The following is a 23,866-nucleotide window of genomic DNA, read 5'->3' as shown; positions in this document are numbered from 1 at the left end:
AGGGAAGCGCCGGGCGGCGGCGTCGATCCTAAAATGGAGTCATGGGCACCGAGATTGGCATTGCCTTGGTATTGCTGACAGCGTTCGTCTGGATGGCCGGGACGCTGGTAATCCTCTCCGCCATCGACCGGCCGGAACGCAAAGCCCGCCGCCAGGAGCGGCGTGACACCCGGGCTGGAGACCACAGGCGCAGAGTGGAGTACCGTCCCGTCGCGGCGGGTTCCCGCCCGGAGGGCCGCAGGCGACATTCCCGGACGAGGACGCTGCGTCCGCACTGAGGCGCCCTACGGGCTGCGGCATCAACGTCACCGCAGTCCACCTGGAGTCATGGAAGAACACTTCGTAGTAATCCGGTGAAGTTTATCCATCGAACGGAGTTTTTGCTCCGTTTAGCCCTACGATGGTCTCGCATCACTCTGTCTACCATTCCGGGGGGAATCAATGAGCTATCCGCAATACCCAAACCAGCAGCAGCAACAGGCAACGTCCTACCAGCCTGGCGGAGAGCCGCCGCTGTGGGCTCCGTACTACGGTGCCACGCTGCCCATTGCCGCCAAGCGGTTCTTCAAGAAGTACGCCACCTTCTCGGGCCGGGCCAGCCGGAGCGAGTACTGGTGGTGGGCGCTGATCGGCTTTGCCGTCAGCGTCGTCCTGAATATCATCATGCAGGTCGGCGGCGCAGCAGGTGCCACCGTCGCCGCGAACGGTTCCAGCGTTCCCGGGCCGGGTTTCCTGGTGGGCTCCATCATTGCCTTCGTGTGGGGCCTGGCAGTACTCGTGCCGTCACTGGCACTCCTGGTCCGCCGCCTGCACGATGTCAACATCAGCGGCTGGCTGGTGCTGATCATCCTGGTCCCGTTCCTGGGGGCCCTGGCGCTCATCATCATTGCCATCCTGCCGTCCAATCCGGCCGGGCAGCGGTTCGACCAGCCCGCGGGCTGATAGCCCCACGGCCTTGACGAAAGGGAGCCCGATCATATCGACCGGGCTCCCTTTTGCTTTGCATCAAACATTGGGTTCCGCAGCGTCACGCCGCGGCCTAGGCTGGCGCTGTGGAGTGTGAGGTGAGCGGTGTTCCGGTGCACTACGCGGCATTCGGCGACGGCGACCCGGTCCTGGTCCTGCACGGCGCCGGCGTGGACCATCGGGAGATGGCAGCCGTTTTTGAGCCAATATTCGGCAGGCTGCCCGGCTATCGGAGGATCTACCCTGACCTCCCGGGCATGGGCCGCACGCCGGCGGCCGCAACGCTTGCGGGTGCCGATGACGTGCTCGACCTTTTGCTTGGTTTCGTCGACGCCATCGTCGGCCCGGAACCCTTCCGGCTCATCGGCCACTCTGCGGGCGCCTACTTTGCCCGTGCGATGGCGGGCAAGAGGGTGCGGCAGGTCGCAGGGCTCGCCCTGGTCTGTCCACTGGGCGGGAGCGCCAAGGACGTTCCGGAACACAAGGTCCTGGTTGCTTCCGTCGATCCGGACAAGCTGTTGGGCACCGAAGAGGCCGCATCGTTCGGGGAGTACTTTGTGGTCCAGACGCAGGCAACGCTGGACCGATTCCTGGAAGCGGTGGCTCCCTCCCTGGGCCTGGCAGACGAGGCAGCGCTGGAACGGATTGCGCGGCAGTGGGAGTTCCGCAGCACCGCTCCCGACAGCCAGTCGTATGTGGGTCCTACGCTCATCCTTGCCGGCCGGCAGGACGCCACGGTGGGCTACGCCGGTGCCTGGGACCTCCTTCAGCTCTACCCCCGGGCCACTTTCGCCGTGCTTGACCAGGCAGGACACGTGCTCCCGCATGAGCAGCCGGACCTCATCGAAGCTTTGGTTACCGAGTGGCTGGGCCGCTCAGTCAGCCAGCAGCCGGTCCCACCCGGCGCCTAGCTATCAACGGCCGAGCGCTGCCGCCAAATACGGCGCGGTGCGGCTCCCTGCGGCCTGCGCCACGTCTTCCGGCGAGCCGCTTGCCATGATCCGGCCGCCCTGGTCCCCTCCAGACGGTCCCAGATCAATGACCCAGTCCGCGGCGGCAACAACCGACATCTCATGCTCGACCACCACCACCGTGTTCCCCGCGTCCACGAGGCCGTGCAACTGGGCCATCAGGAGCTGGACGTCCGCCGGGTGGAGGCCCGTGGTGGGTTCGTCCAGCAGGTACAGGGTGTGCCCGCGCTGGGCGCGCTGCAGCTCGGTGGCCAGTTTGATGCGCTGGGCCTCACCGCCGGAAAGTTCCGTGGCCGGTTGTCCCAGGCGAAGGTAGCCCAGCCCCACATCCTGCAGGCATTTGAGGCTGCGGGCCGCAGCGGGGATACCTGCCAGGAATTCTGCAGCGAGGTCCACAGTCATCCCCAGGACGTCGGCCACATTCCGGCCGAGGTACTCCACCTCCAGCGTGGCGGGGTTGAAGCGGGATCCTTCGCACTCGGGACAGGGTCCGTAGCTCCCCGGGAGGAACAGGAGCTCCACCGCCACAAAGCCCTCGCCCTGGCACGTCTCACAACGGCCTCCCGCGACGTTGAACGAAAACCTGCCGGCGCCGAACCCCTTGGCTTTGGCGGCTTCAGTACCGGCAAACACTTTGCGGACAGCGTCGAAGAGGCCCGTGTAGGTTGCCAGGTTGGAACGGGGCGTCCGGCCGATGGGTTTCTGGTCCACCGTGACCAGCCGGTCGATGGTGTTGCTCCCTTGGACCGCACCTACATGAAGCTGCTCCGCCGGCCTGTCCCGTTCCCCTGCTGTTCTGTCCGTCGTGAGTGAGGCAGCCACCACATCGCCCAGAACGCGGCCAACAAGGGTGGACTTGCCGGAGCCTGACACGCCGGTCACGGCCGTCAGGACTCCCAGGGGGAAACGGACGTCCAGCCCTTGCAGGTTGTGCTGCCGGACATCTTCCAGCTCCACCCACCCGGCCGGTTCGCGCGGTTCACCGTTACGGGACGGAGAAGGGGGTGCGGATGGCCGTGGCGCATCGAAGAGGAACGGGCGGGTCACGGATGCTTCAACCTCGGCCAGTCCTTCCACCGGGCCGCTGTACAGCACTTCGCCGCCACCTTCTCCGGCGCGGGGGCCAACGTCCACCAGCCAGTCTGCCCTGCGGACAACGTCCATGTTGTGCTCCACCACGAAGACAGAGTTGCCGGAGGACTTCAGTTGCTCCAAAACTTCCAGCAGCGGCTCCGCGTCTGCGGGATGGAGTCCTGCTGACGGTTCGTCGAGCACATAAATCACTCCGAACAGTCCGGAGCGCAGCTGGGTGGCGATCCGGAGCCGCTGCATCTCGCCCGGCGAGAGGGTTGGGGTTCCCCGGCCCAAGGCCAGGTATCCCAGCCCAAGGTCCAGGAGGACGTTGATCCGCTGGAGCAGGTCCCGTGTGATGGTGACGGCCACTTCGTTGGACTCACCGGAACGCTGGGTGCGTGAGGCTGTGCCGGCCTGTGCCAGTTCGCTGGTTGGACGGACTATGTCCGCCAGGTCTGCCAGCGGGAGTGCGTTGAACTCCGCAATGGTCCTGCCGGCGAAGGTGACGGCCAGTGCCTCGGGAATCAGCCCGGTGCCCGAACAGCGCCGGCAGGGACCTGACTCCATGAATGCCAGGACCCTGTCCCGCATGGAGGCGCTTTGCGAGTCGGCCAGCGTATGGAGCACGTAACTCCGTGCACTCCAGAACCGGCCTTTGTATGGCTTGGCAACCCGGTCACGCTGCGGGGTTACCTCCACCACCGGTTGTTCCTCCGTAAAGAGAATCCAATCGCGGTGCTTCCTGGGCAGCTTGCGCCACGGGACGTCGACGTCGTAACCCAGGTGGGTCAGGATGTCCCGCAGGTTCTTTCCCTGCCACGCTCCGGGCCAGGCGGCAATGGCCCCCTCCCGGATGGTGAGGGACGGATCGGGGACCAGTGACTGTTCGGACACCGTGTGGGCAACTCCGAGGCCATGGCATTCCCTGCAGGCACCTGCGGCCGTGTTGGGGGAGAAAGAGTCCGAGTCGAGCTGGCTGCTTCCCTCGGGGTAGGTGCCTGCCCGGGAAAAGAGCATGCGCACCGAGTTGGAAAGGGTGGTGACAGTTCCTACCGTGGAGCGGCTGCTCGCTGTGCTCCGGCGCTGTTGAAGGGCGACGGCGGGCGGCAGCCCGCTGATCAGCTCCACCTTCGGATTGTGGCCCTGTTGGATGAGGCGCCTGGCGTAGGGGGCCACGGACTCGAAGTAGCGGCGTTGGGCCTCGGCATAGATCGTGCCGAAGGCCAACGACGACTTACCGGAGCCCGAGACGCCGGTGAACGCCACGATGGCATCCCGCGGAACGTCCACGCTGACGTTGCGGAGGTTGTTTTCCCGGGCACCGCGGACACGGACAAAGCCGTCGGACTGGTGCGCCGGGGTGGTCAACTGGGAATCATCAGTGTGCTGTTCGTTCGGCATTGTTTTGACTCTAGTGGTGAAGCCGCGTGCGGGACTATTTGTCAGTGGGAAGTTGATGGGGTCTGCAAGGTCCGCCCCTTGGCCGCAGACGTGGTTGGTGACGTGCTGGTCTGGTTACCCTCGGTTGTTGCCCGGACGTAGTCCGTCACAGTCCCGGCCGGGGGATTCCACCGCGGGCGGGCCGGGCGCCTCTTGGAGAGCCAGGATTCAATATGACAGAACTCATAGCCAAAGCGGCAGCGTGAACTGGTTGCGCCAAAAATCCAGGGCACGAAAAAAGCCCCGGAAAATCACTGATTTTCCGGGGCTTTCCCTTGTGCGCGGAGGGGGACTTGAACCCCCACCCCCTTTCGAGGACTAGCACCTCAAGCTAGCGCGTCTGCCATTCCGCCACCCGCGCAGGTGGTAATCCGGGAAGCGTCTTTCGTCTTTCAACGTTTCGCGCCTCTCCGAAGCAGCGAGAAAAACTCTAACATGACTTTCCGGGAACAACGAATCGGGCCAACTGGGTAGGCTGAGGGCATCGCTATCGCGTGTGCAAACCAGCCGATTAACCCAGCGAGGAGCCCTTATGCCTGACGTCCTGCCCGAGGATGAAGTTGTCCGGATCTGCCAGGAACTCATCCGCATTGACACGTCCAACTACGGGGACGGCTCAGGCCCCGGCGAACGGGCGGCGGCAGAGCACGTTGCAGGGCTCATCGAAGAAGTCGGGCTGGATGCGGAACTCTTCGAATCCGAGCCGGGCCGGGCCAACGTGGTCACACGGATGGCCGGTGAGGACCCGTCAGCCAGCGCCCTCGTGGTCCACGGCCACCTCGACGTGGTGCCCGCCCTGCGCGACCAGTGGTCCGTGGACCCGTTCGGCGCCGAACTGAAGGACGGATTGATCTGGGGCCGCGGCGCCGTCGACATGAAGGACATGGACGCCATGATCCTCTCCGTCCTGCGCAGTTTTGCCCGTACAGGCACGAAGCCCAAGCGGGACATTATCTTCGCCTTCTTTGCGGACGAGGAGGCCGGCGGCGCACTCGGCGCACGGTACGCCGTGGAGAACCGTCCTGAACTTTTCGAAGGTGCCACGGAGGCCATCTCCGAAGTGGGCGGGTTCTCGGCAACCATCGGCGGCCAGCGCACATACCTCCTGCAGACTGCCGAAAAGGGAATCTCCTGGCTCCGGCTCGTTGCCCACGGCCGGGCCGGGCACGGTTCGCAGATCAACACGGACAACGCGGTGACCCGCCTGGCCGCCGCGGTAACCCGCATCGGCGAATACAAGTGGCCCATCGAACTGACGCCCACCACCCGCCAGTTCCTCGACGGCGTCACCGAACTCACGGGCGTCGAGTTCGACGCCGACAATCCGGACCGGCTCCTGGACCAGTTGGGCACTGTGGCCCGCTTCGTGGGGGCGACCCTCCAGAACACCACAAACCCCACGCTCCTCAAGGGCGGCTACAAGCACAACGTCATTCCCGAGTCCGCCGAGGCCCTCATTGACTGCCGGACCCTGCCGGGCCAGGAGCAGCAGGTCCTGGAGATCGTCCGCGAACTTGCGGGCAACGGCGTGGACGTCAGCTACGTCCACAACGACGTGTCCCTGGAAGTCCCATTCGCGGGCAACCTCGTGGACTCCATGATCGATGCACTCCACTCGGAGGATCCGGGCGCCAAGGTGCTTCCCTACACGCTTTCCGGCGGCACCGACAACAAATCCCTTAGCAGGCTCGGCATCACCGGCTACGGCTTCGCGCCCCTGATGCTTCCGGACGACCTCGACTTCACCGGCATGTTCCACGGCGTCGACGAACGCGTCCCGGCGGATTCGCTGAAGTTTGGTGCCCGCGTCCTGAACACCCTGCTCACCAATTACTGATAGGAAATCCCGTGACCCCCGAGGACGTGCTGCCGGATCCGCTCCTGGAAAAGATCCGCGGGCGTGCCGCGGACTATGACAGGAACAACGGTTTCTTCCACGAGGACCTGCGGGACCTCGCGGACGCCGGGTACCTCAAGCTGTTCGTGCCGGCGGACGACGGCGGCCTGGGCCTTGGCCTCGCGGCTGCGGCGCAGTGCCAGCGCAGGCTGGCGACGGCAGCGCCAGCCACCGCCCTGGCCATAAATATGCACCTGGTGTGGACCGGCGTCGCGCACGTCCTGAAAGCCCGCGGTGACACCTCCCTGGATTTCGTCCTGGAAGAGGCAGCCCAGGGCGAGGTCTTCGCGTTCGGGAACTCCGAAGCCGGCAATGACTCGGTGCTGTTCGACTCCCGCACCGTGGCTGCTCCCTTGCCCGGCGGGGGCTACTCGTTCACCGGCACCAAGATCTTCACCAGCCTTTCGCCCGCCTGGACACGGCTGGGGATCTTCGGCAAGGACGCAGCTGCCCGGGACGGCGTGGGAGAGCTGGTCCACGGCTTCATCACCCGCCAGACGGAGGGGTACCGCATCCTTGACGACTGGGACACGCTGGGCATGCGGGCCAGCCAGTCGGCCACCACCGTCCTGGAGGGTGTGGAAGTCCCGGCGGACCGAATCTTCCGGAAGCTGCCTGTTGGCCCCAACGCCGACCCGCTTATCTTCGCCATCTTCGCCTGCTTCGAGATACTGCTGGCAGCCGTCTACACCGGTCTGGGGGAGCGGGCGCTGATCCTGGGCGTGGAAAACGCCAAACGCCGCACGTCATTCAAGAACAACGGCCGCAGCTACGCGCAGGATCCGGACATCCGCTGGAAGGTGGCGGACGCCGCCATGGCGATGGATAACCTGTATCCGCAGTTGGCATCCGTCGCGGAGGATGTTGATGCGCTGGCCGAGCACGGACCGCAGTGGTTCCCTAAGCTGGTGGGGCTGAAGGTGAACGCCACGGAAACCGCCCGGCGCGTCGTGGACCTGGCCATCAGAGTCAGTGGCGGGTCCAGCTACTTCCGCGGGTCCGAGCTGGAGCGCCTCTACCGCGACGTGCTGGCCGGGATGTTCCATCCGTCCGACGACGAATCCGCCCATAACACGGTGGCAAACGCCTGGTTGGGTCCGCTGGACGGCTAACCCGTGCGGAGCCGTGCCTTAGACGGTCCTCTGGACCTGCATGACCCGGCGGCGGAGCCAGAAACGACGGCCTCCGCCCATGTAGAGCTTGCTGCGCTCCAGTTCCCACTTGCCGTATTCGGAGTGTTCCACCAGGCGACGGCGCGCCTCAGGCAGGGACTCGTTCGGACTTACCGTCAGCACGAGGTACTCGTACTGCCTCAAATAGTCCCGTTCCCGCTGGACCGAGCTGGTGAGAAATTGTTCCTTCATTGCTCTCCATTTTCGTCCTTTTCCCGCTAACGTGAAGTCATGAGCATCGATCCGCGTGTCGCGCTTTCGTCCCTGACCACCGCTTTGGAAGAACACCTTATAGCAGCATCGAACCGCCGCGGAGACGGTGACCCCTCCGTGGAGGCAGCCTTTTTTGCAGTGGCAGATGCATTCGAAGTTTATGAAGACGCCCTCTACGAGGCCTACAACGAAGTGACCCCGCTTCAGGTCTTCGACGACGAGGACGACGAAGACGAAGACAGCGACGTGGACGACGAGGATCTGGAGATCGTCGAAGAGTAGCCGGGGCCGCCGGCCCCAGCCTATGCCGCGGCGGACACGTCTTCCAGCGCCCGCGCAATCTCGGGCGGCAGCGGAGACAGCTGGGCTTCGAGGATTTCCTTGAGCTGGACAGGCGTCCGGGGACCCACAACGGCGGTGGCAACCCCATGTTGCGCCAGCAGCCATCCCAGCGCCACGTCCTGTGGCGTCCGGCCAAGGCCCTTCGCTGCGGTGCACACTGCTTCCACGGTGCGGGACGGTTTTTCCGCCAGGAACGGCTCAACGGAAGCCGACCCCCTTGCGGACGCGCCGCGTGAACCCGACGGAATGCTGCCCCGGTATTTTCCGGTGAGTACGCCCCGGCCAAGGGGTGCGCAGGCCATCAGGCCCATCCCTGCATCCTCCACGGCCGGTATGAGTTCAGCCTCGGGACTGCGGTGCAGAAAGGAGTATTCAGCCTGCGCCGCCACGAGGGGGAAGCCGGCCAGGACTGCTGCCTTCGCCGCCTGCCATCCTGTGTAGTTCGAGATGCCGGCATACCGGGCGCGGCCGCTGCGGACAGCAAACTCCAGGGCGGAAAGGGTTTCATCCAGCGGAACGTTGCCGTCCCAGGCCTCGGCGAACCAGATGTCCACGTAGTCGGTTCCCAACCGGGCAAGGCTCGCGTCAAGGCCGGTGAGCATCGCATTCCTGGAAGTGTCGACGCCGCGCCGGCCATCCGGCGTCGTCATCCCCGCCTTCGTGGAGATGGTCAGCCCGGTGCGGGAGACGACGTCGCCCAGCAGCGAACCAAGCATCGCTTCGGACCGGCCATCGGCATATGACGCCGCCGTGTCCACGTGCCGGCCGCCGGAATTAAGGAAGGTCCTCAGCAGCTCCGAGGCGTCCTGTTCGTCGGTTTCCCCGCCCCACGTCATGGTGCCGAGCGATAAGGCTGAAACCCGCAATCCACTGTTGCCGACGTAACGCTGCTGCATAGCAGCAAGCTTACGGGCAGATGCACCCATGCCCATGCCGTAGGGTCTTAGCGTGAACTGGTTTGAGGTGGCCCTGCTGGGCCTTGTGCAGGGACTGACCGAATTTCTACCGATTTCATCAAGCGCGCACCTGCGGATCGTGGGGCAGTTCCTGCCCAACGCAGAGGACCCCGGAGCAGCATTCACGGCCATCACCCAGCTGGGCACTGAAACGGCCGTCGTGGTCTACTTCTGGCGGGACATCGTCCGCATCGTCAAGGCGTGGGCGGGTTCCCTCGCCGGAAAGGTGTCCCGGCAGGACCCGGATGCCCGGATGGGCTGGCTGGTCATCCTGGGAAGCCTTCCCATTATCGTCCTCGGGCTTCTGTTCCAGGACCAGATCGAATCGGTGCTGCGCAGCATGTGGATCGTAGCCACCATGCTGATCGTCTTCGGCCTGATCCTCGCCGTCGCCGACGCCGTCGGAAAGCAGGAACGGGACCTCACCCAGCTGACCTACAAGCACGGCATCCTTTACGGCTTTGCCCAGGCAATGGCGCTCATTCCCGGCGTTTCCCGCTCCGGCGGCACCATCACCGCCGGCCTCCTGATGGGCTACACACGCGAAGCGGCCGCCCGGTACTCCTTCCTCCTGGCCATCCCTGCTGTCTTCGGCAGCGGCCTGTACCAGCTCTACAAGGTGGTATCCAAGGACGGCATCACGGGCCCCTACGGATTGCCCGAAACGGCGTTGGCCACAGTCATCGCGTTCGTGGTGGGTTACGTCATCATTGGCTGGTTCCTGAAGTTCGTGTCCACCCGCAGCTACCGGCTGTTCGTCTGGTACCGGATCTTCCTGGGCCTGGCCCTCTACCTGCTCCTCGGTTTCGGCGTCATAAGCGCCTAGCACTAGGCTTGGTCTGTGAAATCCTGGACTTCCCGCCCCGTTCCAACCCTGCCCGGCACCATGCCTGCCATCCGCTTGTTCGACACCGCAGCAGGCCATGAGGTGGTGTTGGAGTCCGGGGACCGGCCTTCCATGTACGTCTGCGGCATCACGCCGTATGACGCCACCCATATGGGCCATGCAGCCAGCTATGTCGCCTTCGACCTGCTGAACCGCGCCTGGCGGGACGCCGGCAAGGACGTGGACTATGTCCAGAATGTTACGGACGTCGATGATCCGCTCCTGGAGCGCGCAACGGCCACCAACGTGGACTGGCGTGAGCTTGCGCAAAGCCAGATCGACCTGTTCCAGACCGACATGGAAGCACTGAACGTCCTGTCACCGGACCACTATGTTGGCGCGGTGGAGTCCATCAGCCTCATCGTGCCCGAGGTGGAACGGCTGGTCAGCCAGGGCCTTGCGTACACAGTTCCGGGAACCAACGGCGAGCCTGACGGGGACGTCTATTACGACGTCGAAGCGGCCGGAAAGCAGTCAGTGGCCCCCGAAGCGTGGAGCCTTGGTTCCATCTCGGGCCTGTCCGAAAGCGAGATGCTTGAACTCTTTGCCGAACGTGGCGGGGACCCCGGCCGGTCCGGCAAGCGGCAGGCGCTGGATCCCTTGCTGTGGCGGGTGGCGCGGGACGGCGAACCCAGTTGGCCCGGTGCCAGCCTGGGTGACGGCCGCCCCGGGTGGCACATTGAGTGCACCGTGATTGCGCAGAAATACCTGCCCGCACCTTTCACCGTCCAGGGAGGCGGCTCCGACCTGATCTTCCCGCACCATGAAATGGGTGCAGGGCACGCCTACTCGCTGGCCGGGGTACCCCTCGCGAGGCATTACGCGCACGCCGGCATGGTGGGGCTGGACGGCGAAAAGATGAGCAAGTCCAAGGGCAACCTGGTACTCGTCTCCAAGCTCCGTGCAGCGGGGGAGGAGCCCGCGGCCATCCGCCTGGCGATCCTGGCCCACCATTACCGGTCGGACTGGTCCTGGACGGACGAGGGATTCGCCGCAGCCAAGGCGGACCTGGCCGCCTGGCGCCGGGCACTGGATCATGCCCCGCGCGGGTCCGCGGGCCCTTTGGTGGAAGAGATGCGCGCAGCGTTGGCAGCCGATCTGGACGCTCCTGCGGCCGTCGCGGCGGTGTCGCGCTGGGCACGGCAGGCGAACGACGGCGGCGCCCCGGCCAGCGCTTCGGACCAGGCCTTGGTGAGGGACGCCGTCGACGCCCTCCTGGGCGTTCAGCTGTAGGCTTCCCGCGCCACCATTAACGGCAAAGGGGCCCGGCCTGGAGTATTCCCGGCCGGGCCCCTTTGCCGTTAGTGGTCAGGGCCTGTCCTGGCCCCGCCGCTTTAGGTAACGCTCGAATTCCCGGGCGATCGACTCGCCGGTGGCCTCCGGAAGGTCGGCCGTGTCCTTGGCCTCTTCCAGCTGGCGGACGTACGCCGCGATTTCCGGGTCCTCGGTAGCCAGCTCGTCCACCCCGCGTTCCCAGGCGTCCGCTTCCTCGGCCAGCTCGTGGGTGTCCAGCGGCACCTGGAGCAGTTCCTCGATGCGGTGCAGAAGTGCCAGCTGGGCTTTGGGGGACGGCGCCTGGGCCACATAGTGCGGAACGGCGGCCCACAGCGACACGGTGGGAAGCCCGGCCAGGAGGGCCACTTCAGACAGGACGCCGACGATGCCCACAGGGCCCTCGTACTGCGACGCTTCCAGGTTCATGCGCTCCCGCAGCGGAGCATCATCCGATGACGTGCTCACCGGTATGGGCCGGCTGTGCGGAACATCGGCCAGCAATGCACCCACCAGCACCACGTAGTCCACGTTCAAGGCTTCGGCATGCACCAGCAGTTCGGCCGTGTAGGCCCGCCACTTGTAGGAGGGCTCGGTGCCCTGGACAAAGATGACGTCCACATTGGAGTTGGGCGCACTGGCCTTGTAGATCCGGGTGGAAGGCCATTTGATTTTCCGTTCCCCCGCCGCGTTCCTGCGCACCGTGGGCCGGGTGAACTGGAAGTCGTAATATTCGTCGGCGTCGATTGAGGCAACCTTCTTGCCGCCCCACAGCTTGTTGAGGTAGCGCAACGAGTCGCTTGCGGCCTCGCCGGCGTCGTTCCAGCCTTCAAAGGCGGCCAGCATCACCGTGACTCGCTGCCCCCCGGCAACTGGCTGCAGGAACCGTTCCCGCTCGGGTCCGGCACCCGTATCGGCGGTGTCTTCCTCGAAGCTATTCATTCCATCACCCTACGTCCAAGGAGTGCGGGCGTGCAGGGAATGAAGCGCCGCAACATCGGCAAACACCGGCCACAACGGGCCTTATCAGCCGGGTATTCGCCAAGGGCGTAGCCTCAGGGACCGTCCAGCATGCCCCCGTAGACTTGGGGCATGCAACTTCATGGCTCGGAATCACCGCTCAAAGCCGTCCTCTGGGACATGGACGGAACCATCGTGGACACGGAGCCATACTGGATTGCCGCCGAGCATGCGCTGGTGGAAGCCCACGGCGGCACCTGGTCCCATGAACAGGCCATGCAGTTGGTGGGGCAGTCCCTGACATTTTCCGCCGGCCTCCTGCAGAAGGCGGGGGTTGCCCTCAGCATCCCAGACATCATCGACCACCTCACCGCCGAGGTAGTCAGCAGCGTACGGCAGGAAGTGCCGTGGCGGCCCGGGGCGCGTGAACTGCTCGAAGACCTTCACCTCGCCGGCATCCGGTGCGCCCTGGTCACCATGTCCGAGGGGCCGTTGGCCCGCCAGGTGGTGGACAGCCTTCCCCGCCCATATTTCGAGGTCCTCGTAACCGGCGATACCGTCAGCCGTGGCAAGCCACACCCGGAGGCGTACCTGACCGCCGTCGAACGGCTTCGGGAAACCGACCCGCACCTGCATCCCGGACACTGCGTAGCGCTGGAGGACTCGGCACCAGGCGTGGCCGCGGCGGTTGCGTCCGGGGTCACCACAGTGGCCATTCCACACATTGTCCCGTTGCCCGAGCACTCCCATTACACGCTGTGGGACACGCTGGCCGGTCGTTCCCGCACAGACCTCGAGGAACTCCTCGCCGCCGCGGGCAAGGCAAGCCCTGCTGCCGGGTCCGCCACCGCCGTCGGGACAACGCCGTGACGGCGCCGGCGCCCGGAGAACCCGGCATGCGGGAACCGGCAAACCCTGAACCTGCGGCACCGGGCCACCGTGAAGGGATTCCCCTGGGCCGGATCGCCGGTGTGCCGGTGGTCCTTGCGTACTCGTGGTTCATCATCGCCGCGTTCACAGTCATTGTGTATGGGCCGGTGCTGCAACGGAATTACCCACATCTTGGGACCGGTGCCTTCATTGTCGCTTTCGGCTATTCGGTCCTTCTGCTCATTTCGGTCCTGGTGCACGAACTGGCCCACGCGCTCAGCGCCAGAGTCTACGGCTGGCCGACACAGAAGATCGTGCTCAACCTGTGGGGCGGACATACGCAGTTCGAGAGCTTTACTGCTTCCCCTGGACGTTCCGTGATAGTTGCCCTGGCCGGACCGGGGGTCAACTTCGTCCTTGCAGGAGCTGGCTGGCTACTTCTTCCGTACCTGCCGCCGGACAGTGCGGTTGGAATCCTCAACAACATCTTCATGTGGGCTAATTTCCTCATCGGCGCTTTCAACGTCCTCCCCGGTCTCCCGCTCGATGGCGGCCGCCTGGTCGAGTCAGCCGTATGGAAAGCAACCGGCAGCCAGGCGAAGGGCACGGTGGCCGCAGGCTGGGCGGGCCGCATCATCGTCGTGGCGCTGGTGGCCTGGTTCATTTTCCGGCCCATGTTAGCCGGGAGCGATCCGGACTTCATGATGGTGATAATCACGGTCCTGGTGTGCAGCTTCCTGTGGATGGGAGCCTCGGCCTCGATCCAGCAAGGCACCCTCCGGGCGCGACTGCCGCTGGTGACGGCCGCGGGACTTTCCACGCCGGCCATCGCGGTGCCGGCCACGGCTTCAGTCCGGGACCTCCTGGGCTACGGTGCGGCCGCCCATAAGTCGATGGTTGTCTGCGGCCCCGACGGCCGGCCGCAGGGGGTTGTTGACCCGGCCGCCCTGGCATCCGTTCCCGAAGCAGCGGCAGGATCCACTCCGGTCACCGCCGTGTCCTTTGCACTGGCCCCTGGCGCCTACGTCCCGGAATGGTCGAAGGGGCAGGAACTTATCCAGTTCCTTGCCCAGGTTGAGGGCAAACACTACGCCGTCGTTGACCACAACGGGGCGGTGACCGGACTGCTGACGCAGGACGCGGTCCTCGCCGCCATTACCGGGAAGAACCGCCGCACCCGCCAGGCATAAGAACCCCGGGCAGCCCTCCCGCGAGCAGCGGAGCGGCCGGAACCGGTAGAGTTACCTGCCGGTGTGCCATGCCGCCGACGCAAGCACCAGGCAGCCATGCGCAGGCACCACAGGTTTACAGGAGTGAGGAACATCATGAGCAGCGAAACTGCCGTCAACGACGCCACAGCAGCAGCCGGGGCCGGTGACGCACCCAGCGGTTCGCAGCCCGTCGGAGCCGCGCGGCGCCGCGGACCCTTCCGTGAAGGCGAACGCGTCCAACTGACCGACGAGCGGGGCCGGATGAACACCGTAACCCTTGAACGCGGCGGGGCCTTCCACACCCACCGGGGCTTCCTGAACCACGACGAAATCATTGGCAAGGTGGACGGTTCAGTTGTGGTGAACAACGTGGGCCAGCAGTACCAGACGCTGCGCCCCCTGCTCTCAGACTTCGTCCTGTCGATGCCGCGCGGCGCCGCCGTCGTCTACCCCAAGGACGCGGGGCAGATCGTCACCATGGCGGATATCTTCCCCGGGGCACGCGTCGTTGAGGCCGGCGTCGGCTCGGGTGCCCTCTCCATCTCCCTGCTGCGCGCCGTGGGGGACCAGGGCTACCTGCACTCCTTCGAACGCCGGGAAGAGTTTGCGGACATCGCCCGCGGCAACGTGGAGACAATCTTCGGCGGCCCGCACCCGGCCTGGCAGATCTCCCTCGGCGACTTCCAGGAAGAGGTGGTCCGCAGCGAAGCCCCCGGCTCCGTGGACCGTGTGGTCCTGGACATGCTTGCACCGTGGGAATGCCTCGACGCCGTCGCCACCGTACTTGCCCCCGGCGGCGTCTGGATCAATTACGTCGCCACCGTCACCCAGCTCTCCCGCACGGCTGAAGCCATCCGCGCAGACGGCCGGTTCACCGAACCGGACGCCTGGGAATCAATGGTCCGCGGCTGGCACCTCGAAGGCCTTGCCGTCCGCCCGGACCACCGCATGGTGGCCCACACCGGGTTCCTGCTGGTCACCCGGCGGCTCGCCGACGGCGTCACCGGCATCTCCGTCAAGCGCCGGCCGTCGAAGACTGAATTCAACGAAGAAGACGTCAACGCCTGGACCCCCGGGGCCGTGGGGGAGCGGGCCGTGTCGGACAAGAAACTTCGCCGCGCCGCCCGCGATGCGATTGCCGGGACCAACGTCAAGGACGCCCCCGAGGTCACGAACTAGTCCACATTTCGGGAGTCTCCATCCCTAGCTGCCCTCTTGGGACTAATGTCTTAAGAGAAGAGCAGGAAGGGGCTGATGCATCATGGAGACACCGAACCAGGACTCCGGACGTACACCGGCAGAGCAATTTGCCGCCAATGACCTCTCGGTTGCCGACCGCCAGGTCAACATCCTCCGGGACAAACTCAGGCACATTGACCGCCAGTTGGCTGCGGCAACGCAGAACAACACCAAGCTGGTCAGCATGCTTGAAACCGCGAAGGCGGAGATCCTCCGCCTCAAGAACGCGCTGGACCAGGAGGGGCAGCCACCGTACAGCTTTGGCACCATCCTGCAGCTGAACCCGCGTCGGCAACCGGCCCCGGGCAGCAGCGGACAGGCAGCAACGGAGGAGTCTGCGGACATCTTCAACGCGGGCCGGAAGATGCGCGTCGGCCTCAGCCCCCTGGTGAACATCAACCAGCTCGCCGTGGGCCAGGAGGTCCTGCTGAACGAGGCCCTGCTCGTAGTGGCTGGCCTGGGCTACGAACGTGCCGGTGAGCTGGCCACGCTCAAGGAAATGCTCGGGGCCGACCGGGCACTCGTGGTGGGCCGGGCCGACGAAGAACGCGTGGTCCGGCTCTCGGGTGTCCTGCTCGCACAAAAGCTCCGCGTGGGCGACGCCCTGTCCATCGATTCACGGACAGGGTACGCACTCGAGAAGGTGCCCCGCTCCGAGGTCGAGAACCTGGTTCTCGAAGAAGTTCCGGACATCACTTACGAGGACATTGGTGGCCTTGGCCCGCAGATCGAACAAATCCGCGACGCCGTGGAGCTGCCGTTCCTCCACCCCGACCTCTACCGTGAGCACGGGCTGAAGGCCCCCAAGGGAATCCTCCTGTACGGCCCTCCAGGCTGCGGCAAGACCCTGATCGCCAAGGCGGTGGCCAACTCGCTGGCCGCCCGCGCCGCGGAACGCTCCGGCAACGTGGACCTGAAAAGCTACTTCCTGAACATCAAGGGCCCGGAACTGCTCGACAAGTACGTGGGCGAAACCGAGCGGCACATCCGGCTGATCTTCGCCCGTGCCCGTGAGAAGGCGTCGGACGGCAGCCCGGTGGTCGTCTTCTTCGACGAGATGGATTCGCTGTTCCGGACCAGGGGCACCGGCATCTCATCCGACGTCGAGACCACCATCGTCCCGCAGCTGCTCAGCGAAATCGACGGCGTGGAACGGCTGGACAACGTGATCGTGATCGGCGCCTCCAACCGCGAGGACATGATCGATCCCGCCATCCTCAGGCCCGGCCGCCTGGACGTCAAAGTCAAGATCCACCGCCCCGACGCCGAAGCGGCTGCGGACATCTTCAACAAGTACATCACTCCGGACCTGCCGTTCCACGAGTCCGACCTTGCCGAGCACAACGGCGACGTGCAGGCCACGGTGGACGCCATGGTGCAGCGGACCGTGGAGGCCATGTACTCCACCGACAAGTCCAACGAGTTCCTCGAAGTGACCTATGCCAACGGGGACACCGAGATGCTGTACTTCAAGGACTTCAACTCCGGCGCCGTCGTCCAAAACGTGGTGGACCGTGCCAAGAAGTACGCCATCAAGGACCTGCTCACCAGCCAGCAGAAGGGGCTTCGGATCGAGCACCTGCTGCGTGCCGTGGTTGATGAGTTCCGGGAGCATGAGGACATGCCGAACACCACCAACCCTGATGACTGGGCAAGGATCTCCGGCAAGAAGGGCGAACGGATCACCTACATCCGGACGATTGTCCAGGGCAAGGCCGGACAGGAACCCGGCAAGTCCATCGAAACCACGCCGACCACCGGACAGTATCTGTGACGGCTGCACCGGACCCGGCGGGCGGGGGAGGCCTTCCCGCCGGCGGCGCCATGCGGGTCATGGGCGCAGAAACCGAATATGGGATCCACGCTCCGACAGCGCCCACGGCCAATGCCACCATGATGAGTGCCCGGGTCGTCCAGGCGTACGCCCAGGTCACCCGGCAGCGCGCAGCGGGCGGAGCGGAAACCCGCTGGGATTACACGGACGAGGAACCGCTGCATGACGCCCGCGGGTGGACCGTGGACCGGGAGTCGGCCCATCCCAGCCAGCTCACTGACCAGCCGCCCGTTCTTGACGCCGAAGCGGTGGCGTTGGCCTACGGACGGGAAGACCTGGACCTCGACGGCCAGGACGAGTCCGGGTCCCTGCTGATGAACATGGTCCTCGGGAACGGGGCACGCCTCTACGTGGACCATGCCCATCCCGAGTATTCCAGCCCAGAGGTCACGAACCCCCGGGACGCCGTGGCCTGGGACGCTGCGGGGGACCTCGTGGCCTTGGCCGCGGTCCGCCGGCTCGCGGCAGACCCGGACCTGCCTCCCGTGAATCTTTACAAGAACAACACTGACAACAAGTCAGTGTCCTACGGTTCCCACGAGAACTACCTCATGCCACGTTCGGTTCCCTTCTCCGACATTGTCCGCGGACTGACGCCCTTCTTCGTCAGCCGCCAGGCCGTGTGCGGCGCCGGACGCCTGGGCATTGGCCAGGACAGTTCGACGGCGGGTTACCAGATCAGCCAGCGCGCGGACTTCTTCGAAGCCGAAGTAGGGCTGGAGACAACCATCCGCAGGCCGATCATCAACACCCGGGATGAACCGCACGCCACGGCGGACAAGTACCGCCGGCTCCACGTGATCATTGGCGACGCCAACCTCAGCCAGGTCTCCAACTACCTCAAGTTCGGAACCACTGCCATGGTGCTGAGCCTCATCGAGGCCGGGCTGGCACCGAAGGTCGAAGTACACGAACCCGTGCGGGCCCTGCAGGCAGTCAGTCACGACACCTCCCTGACAGCCACGGTGCGCCTGGTGGACGGCCGGCGGGTCACCGCCCTCGACCTGCAGTGGATGTACCACGAGGCGGCGGCCAAGCTGGCCCAGGACACCGGTGTCGGCGACGCCGTGGACGGCGACGGCCATACCCACGAGGTCCTTGAACGCTGGGCCGAAGTCCTCACACAGCTGGACAGCAACCGGGCGGCCGCGGCGTCCTCGGTGGAATGGCTTGCCAAGCTTTCGCTCCTGGACGGCTACCGTCAGCGTGATGGCCTGGACTGGGATGACGCCCGGCTGGGACTGGTGGATCTCCAGTGGGCCGACATCCGCCCGGAGAAGGGCCTCTACTACCGGGTCCTGGCACGAAACCGGATGCAACGCGTGGTGGAGGACGCCGCAATCTCGGCAGCTGCGGGGCAACCGCCCGCTGACACCCGGGCGTTCTTCCGCGGCAAGTGCATCAGCAGCTTCGGAAAGGACGTAGTGGGCGCCAGCTGGGACTCCGTCATCTTCGATGTTCCTGGCTACGGACGGCTGCAGCGGGTGCCTACCCGCGAGCCCCTTCGCGGTACAAAGGCCCTGACGGGGGCCCTGTTTGAGCGCTACCGCGAGGCCGGTCCGTTCCTCGGTGAACTGCTGGGACACAACACCGCTCCGCCTGCGGCGTAAACCGCACGGGACGCCCCGGGGCGTGGCAGGATGGGCATATATTGGTGGATCGGCCGGATCCGCCGGCAACAAAAGGGAAGGGATAGCAATGGCAGGCCAGGAGCAGCAGCAGCCGCAATCACGCGACAGCCAGGTCGACGAAGACATTCCCGAGACACCGCCCGCACCCCCGGAGGCGCAGGCCTCTGCATCGACTGAAGGCGTGGACGACCTGCTCGACGAAATCGACGGCGTCCTTGAATCGAACGCCGAGGAATTCGTCCGGGCTTTCGTCCAAAAGGGCGGCCAGTAACCCGGACCCCGGAGGGTGGCGGAAGCCGCGGACGGCCGGAATCTGTACCGACGTTGAACACCACGTTTTAGGAGTGCATGAGTGCAGGAATCAACCGCCAACAAGGTAGCCGCGAACGCCACCTCGTCATTCACCGAACACCTTCAGCGCGACCGGCCGGAGCTTCTGCCGTTCAACCGCTCAGGGCAGGGCGGCGCAACGGCCGCCGCCCCGCTCCAGGTGCCCCATGCCACCACCATCGTGGCCATGAGCTACAACGGCGGCGTGTTGATGGCAGGGGACCGGCGGGCCACCATGGGCAACGTCATTGCCAGCAGGCACATCGAGAAAGTGTTTCCGGCTGACCGGTACTCCGTCCTGGGCATCGCCGGCACCGCGGGCATCGCCATTGACCTGACGCGGCTGTTCCAGGTGGAACTGGAACACTACGAAAAAATCGAAGGGACCCTCCTCAGCCTTGAAGGCAAGGCAAACAGGCTGGGAGCGATGATCCGCGGGAACCTTCCCATGGCCCTGCAGGGTTTGGCTGTAGTACCCCTTTTCGCCGGCTTCGATACCAGCGCCGGTGTCGGCAGGCTGTTCTCGTACGACGTGACCGGTGGCCGGTACGAAGAACACGAACACCACACGGTGGGTTCCGGGTCGGTCTTCGCCCGTGGAGCCCTCAAAAAACTTTGGCGCCCCAACCTCTCCGCAGAGGAAGCCGTCTCCGTTGCCATCGAGGCGCTGTTCGACGCCGCAGATGACGACTCCGCCACAGGAGGCCCGGATACCGTACGCAGGCTCTGGCCTGTGGTGTACGCGGTGGACAACACCGGCACCCGCCGCGTGGCGGATGAACAACTCGCCGCTGCCTCACTGAGCGTCATCGAGGCCCGCACCATTGCCGGACGGGAGGCCTGATATGACGCAGCAGTTCTATGTCTCTCCCGAACAGCTGATGAAGGACCGTGCGGACTTCGCACGGAAGGGCATCGCGCGGGGAAAGTCAGTGGTGGTGATCAGCTGCGAAGACGGTATCGCCCTGGTAGCCGAAAACCCCTCTCCCTCACTCCACAAAATCGGTGAGATCTACGACAAAATCGCCTTCGCCGCCGTCGGCAAATACAACGAGTTCGAAAGCTTGCGCCAGGCCGGAGTGCGCTATGCGGATGTCCGCGGCTACTCGTACGACCGCGAGGATGTCACCGCCCGCGGACTTGCCAGCGTGTACGCCCAAAGCCTTGGCGCCGTGTTTACGGCCGAACAGAAGCCGTTCGAAGTGGAACTGGCCGTGGCCGAGGTAGGTGCCACGCAGGCTGAGGACCACCTTTACCGCCTGACGTTCGACGGCTCCATCGCGGACGAACACAGCTTCGTGGTGATGGGCGGTCAGGCAGACCGCGTCGCCTCAGCCATTGACCAGGGCTGGCGGGCGTCACTGGGGTTCCCGGACGCCGTCCGTCTCGCCCTCAACGGCCTCGCTCCCGCAGCCGAGGCTGAAGAAACCGCCAAGCCGGTCCCGGCACGCGCGATTGAAGTGGCGGTCCTTGACCGGCACTCGGAGGAAGTCCGCGGCGCCCGCCGTGCCTTCCGCAGGCTCAACGACGCAGACATCACTGCATTGCTGGCGTAGGAGGAGAGATGGACAAGAGAATCTTCGGCATCGAAACAGAATTCGGAATCTCGTATTCAAGCCCCGATTCGAGGCCTCTTGCCCCGGAGGAGGTAGCCCGCTACCTGTTCCGCAAGGTTGTCAGCTGGGGCCGTTCGTCCAACGTATTCCTCACGAACGGTTCCCGGCTCTACCTGGACGTCGGATCCCACCCCGAGTACGCCACTGCCGAGTGCGACGATCTTGCCCAGCTCATCGCACATGACCGGGCCGGCGAACTCATTTTGGACGACCTCGTGGACGAAGCCCAGGCACGCCTCGCCGCCGAAGGCTTCAATGGCACTGTCTACCTGTTCAAGAACAACACCGACTCCGCCGGAAACTCCTACGGCAGCCACGAGAACTACCTGATTCCGAGGCGGGGTGAGTTCTCCCGGCTCGCCGAAATCCTGATCCCGTTCCTCGTCACCCGCCAGCTCATCGCCGGGGCCGGCAAGATCCTCAAGACACCGCACGGGGCAACCTACGCTTTTTCCCAGCGGGCGGACCACATCTGGGAAGGCGTATCCTCCGCCACCACCAGGTCGCGCCCCATCATCAACACCCGGGACGAGCCGCACGCCGATGCCGAGTTCTACCGCCGGTTGCACGTCATCGTGGGCGACTCCAACATGTCGGAGACCACCGCCCTGATGAAGGTGGGCACTGTCGACCTGGTCCTGCGGATGATCGAGGCCGGCGTCATTATGCGGGACATGCGGATGGAAAACCCCATCCGCAGCATCCGCGAAATCTCCCACGACCTCAGTGGCCGCGCGCTGGTCAGGCTGGCCAACGGCCGTCAACTGACTGCACTGGAAATCCAGCAGGAGTATCTGACGAAGGTCACCGCCTTCGTGCGGGAACATGGTGCCCACAACCCCCACGTACCGCTGATCCTCGACTTGTGGGAACGCACCCTCAAGGCCATCGAAAGCGGAGACACACGCAGCATCGACACCGAAATTGACTGGGCCATCAAGAAAAAGCTCATGGACAGCTACCGCGAACGCCACGGGCTGGGCCTGGATGCGCCGCGAATTGCCCAGCTGGACCTGACCTACCACGACATCTCGCGGAGCCGGGGCCTGTACTACCTGCTGCAGTCCCGCGGAGCCGTCCGCCGCCTGGTGGACGACACCGTCATCAAGGACGCCGTGGACGCACCGCCGCAGACCACCCGCGCCAAACTCCGCGGCGACTTTGTCCGCCGGGCCCAGGAACTGGGACGTGACTACACGGTGGACTGGGTCCATCTGAAGCTCAACGACCGTGCCCACCAGACCATCCTGTGCAAGGACCCGTTCAGGAGCGTGGACGACCGGGTTGATGCCCTCCTGGACTCTATGGGCTGACACCCAGCTTCACGGGCTATTCTGGATAAGGCCCTTTTAACGGGCCCGCAGCGATGCTGTCCGCTGCCATGCGGAACATCGCGTCCACCCTGCCCCGACGAAAGTTCTTTACGTGCGCCGTCTACTAGCAATCCTCCTGCCCGGCCTGCTGCTGCTCACCGCCTGCGGAGGCTCGACCGCCGAGCCGGAACCCACCAGCCAGTCCGCTGGCGACACTGCCAAGTTCGACACCCTTAAGCTGACCGACAACGGGGACAAAAAAGCCCCGGGCGTGGACTTCCCCAAACCGTTCGAAGTGGCTGAGCCCACGGTCAAGGTTGTCGCTGAGGGAACCGGTGACACCGTGAAGGCAAACCAGATCGCCAACATCTCGGTCCTCGCCCTCAACGGTTCAGACGGCTCCACACTGGAAGACACCTTCCCCAGCGAGCCCGAACCCCTCGAACTCAACGACGACCTCAAGACCAACAGCGCCGTCATTTACAACGCGTTCGTGGGCGCGAAGGTCGGCTCCAGCATTGCACTGGCCGTGCCGGGACAGAAGAGTGCCCCCGCGGCCAGCCCCAGCCCGTCAACCGGAGCCACCCCGGCGCCAAGCACCCCGGCCAGCCCCACCCAGCTGCTGATCATCAAGGTGCTCTCCGCCGCCGACGCGACTCCCGCACTGGACAAGCCCCAGGGCGAAACCGTCACCCCGCCGGCAGGCCTGCCCACCGTGACGGAAAAAGACGGCAAACCGGAAATCAACGTTGAAGGCGCAGCAGCCCCCACCGCACTGGTCTCCCAGGACCTCATCAAGGGCACCGGGGCGACCGTCAAGGAGACTGACACCCTGACCGTCAACTACGTGGGCGTCAACCTGGTGGGCGGCACCAAGTTCGACTCCAGCTTCGACCGCGGCGAACCGGCCAGCTTTGGGCTGAACCAGGTCATTAAGGGCTGGACCCAGGGCCTCGCCGGCAAGACGGTGGGCTCCCGGGTCCTCCTGGTGATCCCCAAGGACCTGGCCTACGGTGACGCCGGACAAGGCGAAGCCAAGGGCGATCTTGTCTTCGTAGTGGACATCCTCGGCGCCAAGTAGCCACACTTACAGACGGGCCGCGGCCAGTCCGCGGAATTAACACCAGCATCTTCACAGCACAGATCAAAGGAGCAAGCATGTCATTTGGACAGCGGGAGTTCGACCGCACTAAGCCTGAAATCGACTTCCCCCAGGGCGATGTCCCCACCGAACTCGTGATCACCGACCTCATCGAGGGTGACGGCCGCGAAGCCAAAGCCGGCGACACCGTCTCCACCCATTATGTGGGCGTTGCCTGGTCCACCGGCGAAGAGTTTGACGCCTCCTGGGGCCGCGGCGCGCCGCTGGACTTCCGCGTCGGCGTCGGCCAGGTCATCCAGGGATGGGACCAGGGCCTGCTGGGCATGAAAGTGGGCGGCCGCCGCCGCCTCGAAATCCCCTCGGAACTGGCCTATGGCTCCCGTGGCGCTGGTGGGGCGATTGCCCCCAACGAGGCCCTGATTTTCGTCGTGGACCTGGTCGGAGTCCGCTAGACCGGGCCGGAGACGCACGGCGCAGCTCCGCCGTCCGAAGCGCGGCAGCACGCAGGACATCAGTCCCGCGGGCTGCCGCGCTTTCTGCGTTCGGGCACGGACTTTAGTAACGTACACAG

23 protein-coding genes and 1 tRNA gene are annotated in these 23,866 nt (G+C 65.2%); 19 read left to right on the top strand and 5 right to left on the bottom strand.

From position 1 onward, the window contains the following. The first annotated feature begins 41 nt into the window (after positions 1 to 41). From OVA06_RS08625 to OVA06_RS08615, 3 genes are all read left to right on the top strand, one after another. Complete coding sequence (locus tag OVA06_RS08625; protein ID WP_056079164.1) at positions 42 to 278, top strand: hypothetical protein; 237 nt, start codon at positions 42 to 44, stop codon at positions 276 to 278. A gap of 163 nt (positions 279 to 441) precedes the next feature. Beyond that, on the top strand, positions 442 to 942 hold the full coding sequence (locus OVA06_RS08620) for a DUF805 domain-containing protein (protein ID WP_268157632.1): 501 nt from the start codon (positions 442 to 444) through the stop codon (positions 940 to 942). Between the two features lie 122 nt (positions 943 to 1,064). After that, positions 1,065 to 1,877 carry an alpha/beta fold hydrolase gene (locus tag OVA06_RS08615; protein ID WP_268157631.1) on the top strand — a complete coding sequence of 271 codons (813 nt, stop codon included), beginning with the start codon at positions 1,065 to 1,067 and terminating at the stop codon, positions 1,875 to 1,877. Between the two features lie 3 nt (positions 1,878 to 1,880). Here OVA06_RS08615 and uvrA read toward each other — a convergent pair whose 3' ends face one another. Both uvrA and OVA06_RS08605 read right to left on the bottom strand, forming a co-directional pair. Continuing rightward, positions 1,881 to 4,412: an excinuclease ABC subunit UvrA gene (gene uvrA / locus OVA06_RS08610; protein ID WP_268157630.1), complete on the bottom strand. Its 2,532-nt coding sequence runs from the start codon at positions 4,410 to 4,412 to the stop codon at positions 1,881 to 1,883. Between the two features lie 317 nt (positions 4,413 to 4,729). Next, a tRNA-Leu gene (locus OVA06_RS08605) sits at positions 4,730 to 4,812 on the bottom strand. Between the two features lie 171 nt (positions 4,813 to 4,983). Here OVA06_RS08605 and OVA06_RS08600 point away from each other — a divergent pair. Both OVA06_RS08600 and OVA06_RS08595 read left to right on the top strand, forming a co-directional pair. Next, positions 4,984 to 6,288, top strand: a complete 1,305-nt coding sequence (locus OVA06_RS08600) for a M20/M25/M40 family metallo-hydrolase (RefSeq protein ID WP_268157629.1) — start codon at positions 4,984 to 4,986, stop codon at positions 6,286 to 6,288. 11 nt (positions 6,289 to 6,299) lie between these two features. Then, entirely contained in the window at positions 6,300 to 7,460 is a 1,161-nt protein-coding gene (locus OVA06_RS08595) for an acyl-CoA dehydrogenase family protein (protein ID WP_268157628.1), read from the top strand. Between the two features lie 18 nt (positions 7,461 to 7,478). On the opposite strand, the gene OVA06_RS08590 is transcribed toward OVA06_RS08595, so the two are convergent. Next, entirely contained in the window at positions 7,479 to 7,712 is a 234-nt protein-coding gene (locus tag OVA06_RS08590; RefSeq protein WP_015937102.1) for a DUF5703 family protein, read from the bottom strand. Between the two features lie 39 nt (positions 7,713 to 7,751). Here OVA06_RS08590 and OVA06_RS08585 point away from each other — a divergent pair, with 39 nt between their 5' ends. Then, positions 7,752 to 8,015 (top strand): hypothetical protein, encoded by a 264-nt coding sequence (locus OVA06_RS08585; RefSeq protein ID WP_015937103.1) that lies wholly within the window; start codon positions 7,752 to 7,754, stop codon positions 8,013 to 8,015. 20 nt (positions 8,016 to 8,035) lie between these two features. Here OVA06_RS08585 and OVA06_RS08580 read toward each other — a convergent pair whose 3' ends face one another. Then, the gene (locus OVA06_RS08580) at positions 8,036 to 8,971 is read right to left on the bottom strand and encodes an aldo/keto reductase (RefSeq protein ID WP_268157627.1); all 936 of its coding nucleotides are present in this window, start codon (positions 8,969 to 8,971) and stop codon (positions 8,036 to 8,038) included. Between the two features lie 52 nt (positions 8,972 to 9,023). Here OVA06_RS08580 and OVA06_RS08575 point away from each other — a divergent pair, with 52 nt between their 5' ends. Then, positions 9,024 to 9,857: an undecaprenyl-diphosphate phosphatase gene (locus OVA06_RS08575; protein ID WP_015937105.1), complete on the top strand. Its 834-nt coding sequence runs from the start codon at positions 9,024 to 9,026 to the stop codon at positions 9,855 to 9,857. Between the two features lie 15 nt (positions 9,858 to 9,872). Beyond that, positions 9,873 to 11,150: a cysteine--1-D-myo-inosityl 2-amino-2-deoxy-alpha-D-glucopyranoside ligase gene (gene mshC / locus OVA06_RS08570; RefSeq protein ID WP_268157626.1), complete on the top strand. Its 1,278-nt coding sequence runs from the start codon at positions 9,873 to 9,875 to the stop codon at positions 11,148 to 11,150. Positions 11,151 to 11,225: 75 nt separating this feature from the next. Here mshC and OVA06_RS08565 read toward each other — a convergent pair whose 3' ends face one another. Continuing rightward, positions 11,226 to 12,131 (bottom strand): PAC2 family protein, encoded by a 906-nt coding sequence (locus tag OVA06_RS08565; RefSeq protein ID WP_056079185.1) that lies wholly within the window; start codon positions 12,129 to 12,131, stop codon positions 11,226 to 11,228. Positions 12,132 to 12,281: 150 nt separating this feature from the next. Between OVA06_RS08565 and OVA06_RS08560 the strand changes: the two genes are divergently transcribed. The 11 genes from OVA06_RS08560 (at position 12,282) to OVA06_RS08510 (ending at position 23,747) form a co-directional block, all read left to right on the top strand. After that, positions 12,282 to 13,019, top strand: coding sequence for an HAD family hydrolase (locus OVA06_RS08560; RefSeq protein WP_268157625.1), 738 nt, complete (start codon positions 12,282 to 12,284; stop codon positions 13,017 to 13,019). Positions 13,020 to 13,045: 26 nt separating this feature from the next. Further along, positions 13,046 to 14,209 carry a site-2 protease family protein gene (locus tag OVA06_RS08555; protein WP_268157624.1) on the top strand — a complete coding sequence of 388 codons (1,164 nt, stop codon included), beginning with the start codon at positions 13,046 to 13,048 and terminating at the stop codon, positions 14,207 to 14,209. Between the two features lie 135 nt (positions 14,210 to 14,344). Next, positions 14,345 to 15,409, top strand: a complete 1,065-nt coding sequence (locus OVA06_RS08550) for a tRNA (adenine-N1)-methyltransferase (RefSeq protein ID WP_268157622.1) — start codon at positions 14,345 to 14,347, stop codon at positions 15,407 to 15,409. 82 nt (positions 15,410 to 15,491) lie between these two features. After that, the gene (gene arc / locus OVA06_RS08545; RefSeq protein WP_268157620.1) at positions 15,492 to 17,243 is read left to right on the top strand and encodes a proteasome ATPase; all 1,752 of its coding nucleotides are present in this window, start codon (positions 15,492 to 15,494) and stop codon (positions 17,241 to 17,243) included. Positions 17,244 to 17,293: 50 nt separating this feature from the next. Continuing rightward, positions 17,294 to 18,913 carry a depupylase/deamidase Dop gene (gene dop / locus OVA06_RS08540; RefSeq protein ID WP_268160710.1) on the top strand — a complete coding sequence of 540 codons (1,620 nt, stop codon included), beginning with the start codon at positions 17,294 to 17,296 and terminating at the stop codon, positions 18,911 to 18,913. An 88-nt stretch (positions 18,914 to 19,001) separates the two neighbouring features. Beyond that, positions 19,002 to 19,205, top strand: coding sequence for a ubiquitin-like protein Pup (locus tag OVA06_RS08535; protein WP_268157618.1), 204 nt, complete (start codon positions 19,002 to 19,004; stop codon positions 19,203 to 19,205). 81 nt (positions 19,206 to 19,286) lie between these two features. After that, positions 19,287 to 20,108: a proteasome subunit beta gene (gene prcB / locus OVA06_RS08530; RefSeq protein ID WP_268157616.1), complete on the top strand. Its 822-nt coding sequence runs from the start codon at positions 19,287 to 19,289 to the stop codon at positions 20,106 to 20,108. A 1-nt stretch (position 20,109) separates the two neighbouring features. After that, positions 20,110 to 20,820 carry a proteasome subunit alpha gene (prcA, locus tag OVA06_RS08525; RefSeq protein WP_268157614.1) on the top strand — a complete coding sequence of 237 codons (711 nt, stop codon included), beginning with the start codon at positions 20,110 to 20,112 and terminating at the stop codon, positions 20,818 to 20,820. 8 nt (positions 20,821 to 20,828) lie between these two features. Next, positions 20,829 to 22,193, top strand: coding sequence for a Pup--protein ligase (gene pafA, locus OVA06_RS08520; protein WP_056079210.1), 1,365 nt, complete (start codon positions 20,829 to 20,831; stop codon positions 22,191 to 22,193). Positions 22,194 to 22,305: 112 nt separating this feature from the next. After that, on the top strand, positions 22,306 to 23,274 hold the full coding sequence (locus OVA06_RS08515; protein ID WP_268157612.1) for an FKBP-type peptidyl-prolyl cis-trans isomerase: 969 nt from the start codon (positions 22,306 to 22,308) through the stop codon (positions 23,272 to 23,274). A 77-nt stretch (positions 23,275 to 23,351) separates the two neighbouring features. Beyond that, positions 23,352 to 23,747 (top strand): FKBP-type peptidyl-prolyl cis-trans isomerase, encoded by a 396-nt coding sequence (locus tag OVA06_RS08510; protein ID WP_056079214.1) that lies wholly within the window; start codon positions 23,352 to 23,354, stop codon positions 23,745 to 23,747. Positions 23,748 to 23,866: the final 119 nt, after the last annotated feature.

It is taken from the genome of Pseudarthrobacter sp. SL88 (genome assembly GCF_026672455.1).
In the GTDB taxonomy this organism is placed as follows: domain Bacteria; phylum Actinomycetota; class Actinomycetes; order Actinomycetales; family Micrococcaceae; genus Arthrobacter.
The sequence above is the reverse complement of the archived record's forward strand: the minus strand, read 5'-3'. Positions and strand labels throughout refer to the sequence as shown.